Source organism: Pedobacter sp. 01T416_2 (genome assembly GCF_056398925.1).
Map to the genome: position 1 here is coordinate 1 of NZ_JBFTQI010000484.1, position 4,600 is coordinate 4,600.

Sequence of the window (4,600 nt, forward strand, 5' to 3'; positions counted from 1 at the left end):
TTTAGCCAGGGCGTAGATACCACCCTTGAGCCCCAGTTCAGGTCGTTTCAGCTAGGTGTTAGAGTTGGATTATAATTAAGAAAGATATACTCATGAAAATGAACTTAAATAAAAAAATTGCATCCCTTTTGCTGTTGGGTATTTTATCGGCAGGTTCGTGGTCTTGCAAAAAAATGCTTGACGTACCAACCGAAGATAAATTGGATAGTGTAAATGCTTTTAAAACAGTATCTGATGCAGATGCGGCGRTTATCGGTATTTACGGCCAATTTTTGGGCTTGGAAAAACTATACATCCTGCAGAACGAACTACGTGGAGATTTAATGGATGTTACCTCCAGATCAAGTACCGATCTGCAGGAGTTATCATCACATACCGAAACAAAAAACAATCAATATGTTGATCCAAGACCATATTATCAGGTGATTGTGAATTGTAACGATGTGCTCAAAAACTTTAAAATGATGGTCGATGATCGCCGGATGAGTGTTGATGATTACAACAAACGCTATTCAGATATTGCCACGTTAAGGAGCTGGATTTATCTGCATTTAGGTATTCAATATGGTAGTGTACCATATATTACCGATGCGATAGAAACGGTAGATGATTTGAAAAACCTGGCCAATTACCCAAAAACACCGTTTGATCAGCTCTTGGATAAATTAATTGCCTTTAACGAGAGCCTGCCATATAAGGAAGCTTATGCTTATCCAACAGGAACATCCTTACTGGTTACCATTGATGCCAATAGTACCCAAAAATTGTTTGCTTCCAAAGCCTTTCTGTTAGGCGATCTTTACTTATGGAAAGGCAATTATATTAAAGCAGCCGAAAATTATGCCAAGCTGATGAACGCCGAAAATGGCAATGCGAATGATAATTTTAGGTTTAACTTTTACAAAATCAATAACTCTGGTGATGTGGCTTATGCTAATTTAGCTGTTCTGTTTAGCAGAAGCGGGCAAGATGCCAGTAGTTTGATAAACAGTTTAGATGCRGGCTGGCGTGCTATTTTTGCCTTGCCAACCACCTCGAGCCCATGGAGCACCGAGTGGTTATGGGCCATGCCTTATAATACCGCCTTTAAACCTGTAAACCCAATGATTGATTTGTGTTCGCCGCTTAAAAGCTATCAGATAAAACCTTCGCAGGCTATAAAAGACTTGTGGAATAGCCAGGTTACCACTAGTGGTGTTCCTTTCGATCCGAGGAGCAAATTATCGTTCAATGCTTCGGCCATGGGCGAAGAAATCACCAAATTAACCGATAACGGTGGGAAATGGGGCATTTATCGTGCGTCACTATTACACCTGCGTTTTTCGGAAGCTGCCAATAGAGATGGGCAGACCAAGTTAGGCTGGGCATTGTTAAACACGGGGATCAGAAATACTTATTATGTAGGTACGTTTACAGCTGGCGCCCAGGCACCAGTTTCGGTAGCCGAGTTAAATACCATGATAACGCCTTATCCACAAACTTCACCATATTATTTCGATGCCAGAAAAAATAACGATGTTTCGGGTACCTGGTACCGTAACTGTGGCATTAGAGGTAGGGCAGTAGTAAACGCTATTGATATAAGTTACCAAACGGATATGATAGGCTTAGAAGGCAAATTAATTGATGAAGCCGCATTGGAACTTGCTTTTGAAGGTAACCGCTGGCCTGATTTGGTCCGTATTGCCCGCAGACAGAACAACCCGGCCTTTTTAGCAGATCGCATTTACCAAAAGCTGTTAAAAGCAGGCAACCCTAATGCAAGCCTTGCCAGACAAAAATTAATGGATCCAGCCAACTGGTATTTACCGTTTGATTGGAAATAGAAGGTTGTAATAAAGCTGTGTTGTACCTGAGGGTAATTTATGGTACAAAAATCAATATTAATTACAGGTGAGTTTAAGAGATTAAATCTCCTCAGATTATCGTCATTGCGAGAAGGCTTTTCCAGCCGACGAAGCAATCTTACAACGATCGCTACCAGCGTGCGCATTAAGATTGCTTCGTTCCTCGCAATGACGACCTTTTTATGGAAGCCTGTCGAAAGACTAGATTAAATAACCTTGGCAGAGCGTTTCGACGAGCTCAATGTGACATACGAATCGAAATTAAATTTATGATACAGCTTTATTATGCTTAAAAAGCTTCGAGGCTCAAAATCTGTGTCTTGTACGCTGCAGGAAGAATTAAGTTTCTTAACGGTTTGTTCACCTTCAGTTTCCTGCTTATTTTGTATAAAGTAAGTATTGATTTAATGGGTTTTCCTTCCCCCAGTTTAAGCAATTCATTCACTTTAAGTGGGACGATGAGTGCTTGTATTTTTCGCATTAATAAATACCTCAGCGCACCCAGGTGTTTTTTGTACTGATCATAAAGATCATGAGAAAAGCAGCTATAAATTAAATTTTCCTGTAACTGTTGTTCATGCATCATCTGCCAGGCCGCAAAATTACCAGGAAGTCCATTTATTTTCATGCGGCATCCAACTTGATAGAAAGTAGTAAATATTTCCTCCTTTTCTGTTAAAGTGAGTTTTCTTTCCAGTACGTCGAAAGCACGGATTGAATAGTCAATCAGCATAAATAATACATCTCTATAGGCCCAATCTGGAATTTTAGCATTTCTTCCAGCTTCAACATGCTGATGGATCATGGTAATCTGATCTATCGCTGCATTAGCTTCAGTTAAAGTGGAAAACACGATTTTTTGCGCATAGGCAACAGTAGAAAACAATCTTCCCAGCGGATCTTTAGGTAGTTTGCCTGTAAAATACAACCAATCAACAGCTTTATTCAGGCTAAATTCTGCTGCGGCGCCGGCAAAAATAAAAAGCACAACATCTGTGTTGCCCCATATTTTCCTTACGATAGAATGTTTATCTACAAAGTCCATAATCCATAATGCTCTTCTAATATTTCAATTTTTTTGATGTTGATGCGGCATAGTATCAGCGGGATAACGCCGATGATGCCAAAAGAACAGTCTATCATTTGCCAGAATACTGGAATGTGGCGGATGTTTCCGGCAATTAAGGCCAATGGAATAATCGAGATACAACAGATGATACCAAATTCGATTACCCATTTGTTTTTGATAGGATCTTTTAATGGGCCGATAAAAAGCACGGCCAGCATGATATGTGCAAAAGCCAGCCAATCGGTGCCATAACTTAAAAATGAATAACGTAAGTTGGTAGCTTTAAGGGCCTGATAAACCGCTTCAATCCAGTTTTGAAGACAACTTGGTAAAATTGTACTGTGTTTCACCAGATAAGCCATTTCAGTTTCTAACGGAAAAGCGGTTAATCCGCTTATTGTCAATCCGGCAATGATTGTACAGACGTATATTTTGGAATGTAGCCTTAATTTTTTCTCTTCCGTATTCATAGCTTGCTGGTTAAATAGTGGTGAGCTGCAAGTGATAGTAAGCCTGCTGATAATACAATAAAATCCAAGGACGAAACTTTATGCTAAAGTATTGCAGAGCTAGTAAGCCTGATGGGTTAAATTGCGTCATATTTCTATGTTTTGTAAAGTGCTTTGTATTTCAAAGTAAAAGCTAAAAACTGAATATTCCAAAAAAATATTGATGATTTTTGCGAGTGGATATTTTCGGCTCTTGTTTTGGGCTTAGAAATTGGAGATCCGCCAGGCTTAAAAATGCGAAAAGGGCGATTATTTACCTTGGCTTTGCATCGAATTATAGTATAATTTAAAAAGCAAAAGAGCCAGCATCGCGCTGGCGCTCTTGTTATCATTAACTAAACTAAATCAACGCACTGCTGTTAGCGGTTGTTTCATTCGTTAAACAAATATCTGTCGCATTGACAATTAAAACGAAGGTGGCTGATAAATACGGAAAATGTCCTGTTGAATAGGCTTTTTCGGAATTTAATTCTGTTGGTAGTTTTAATTATACTTTTCGCCAAAATTTTGTTCTTTTTTTGTGTTCCGCTTAAGGGTTTAACGGAGAGTATTTATATATTTGGGTATTCATTATAAACTAAGCCTAGAAAAGAAATAAATAGACTAATCACTATAATGGAATTATACAGCCCTGACCAAACAGACAGAGATATTTTAACACTATTACAAAAAGATGCAAGGCTAACCTATAAGGAACTGGCTGCTATGCTACATTTGTCAAAATCGCCCATTCAGGAACGTGTAAAACGCTTAGAACGTTTAGGATTTATCTCTTCGATAGTAGCATTAATCGATCCTAATAAATTTGAGAACTGTATGATATCCTATTTACAGGTTCAGCTTACCAATCATTCTGTTAATGCCTTCCGGTTATTTCAGCAGGAGGTAAGCAAACTTGATGAAGTACTGGAATGTTACCATACAACAGGAGGTTTTGATTTTATGTTAAAAGTTGTTGCAAGGAATATGATTGCTTATAACGATTTTTTAATTAATAAATTCGGCCGTTTGGATAATATAGGTACCCTTAATAGTTCGCTTGTAATTAAGCAGGCTAAACGCGAAACTGCTTTTCCTGTATAGCATGATCATTAAATTAATAAATCAAAAAAGCACCCCAATTTTAACCTGGAGTGCTTTTTTGGTTTATGGTAGCTTATATCGCTACATTGATC

Annotated in this window: 4 protein-coding genes; 2 read left to right on the plus strand and 2 right to left on the minus strand. The window is 38.4% G+C overall.

Translation table 11 applies throughout. From position 1 onward, the window contains the following. Positions 1-92: 92 nt before the first annotated feature. Positions 93-1,826 carry a RagB/SusD family nutrient uptake outer membrane protein gene (locus AC1DPQ_RS18530; RefSeq protein ID WP_477610489.1) on the plus strand — a complete coding sequence of 578 codons (1,734 nt, stop codon included), beginning with the start codon at positions 93-95 and terminating at the stop codon, positions 1,824-1,826. A 310-nt stretch (positions 1,827-2,136) separates the two neighbouring features. Here AC1DPQ_RS18530 and AC1DPQ_RS18535 read toward each other — a convergent pair whose 3' ends face one another. Next, positions 2,137-2,892: an oxygenase MpaB family protein gene (locus AC1DPQ_RS18535; protein ID WP_477610490.1), complete on the minus strand. Its 756-nt coding sequence runs from the start codon at positions 2,890-2,892 to the stop codon at positions 2,137-2,139. Next, positions 2,880-3,386 carry a hypothetical protein gene (locus tag AC1DPQ_RS18540; RefSeq protein WP_477583168.1) on the minus strand — a complete coding sequence of 169 codons (507 nt, stop codon included), beginning with the start codon at positions 3,384-3,386 and terminating at the stop codon, positions 2,880-2,882. The genes AC1DPQ_RS18535 and AC1DPQ_RS18540 overlap by 13 nt, the downstream gene beginning before the upstream one ends. Positions 3,387-4,040: 654 nt before the next feature. On the opposite strand from AC1DPQ_RS18540, the gene AC1DPQ_RS18545 reads away from it, so the two are divergent. Continuing rightward, positions 4,041-4,508: an Lrp/AsnC family transcriptional regulator gene (locus AC1DPQ_RS18545; protein ID WP_477583166.1), complete on the plus strand. Its 468-nt coding sequence runs from the start codon at positions 4,041-4,043 to the stop codon at positions 4,506-4,508. Positions 4,509-4,600: the final 92 nt, after the last annotated feature.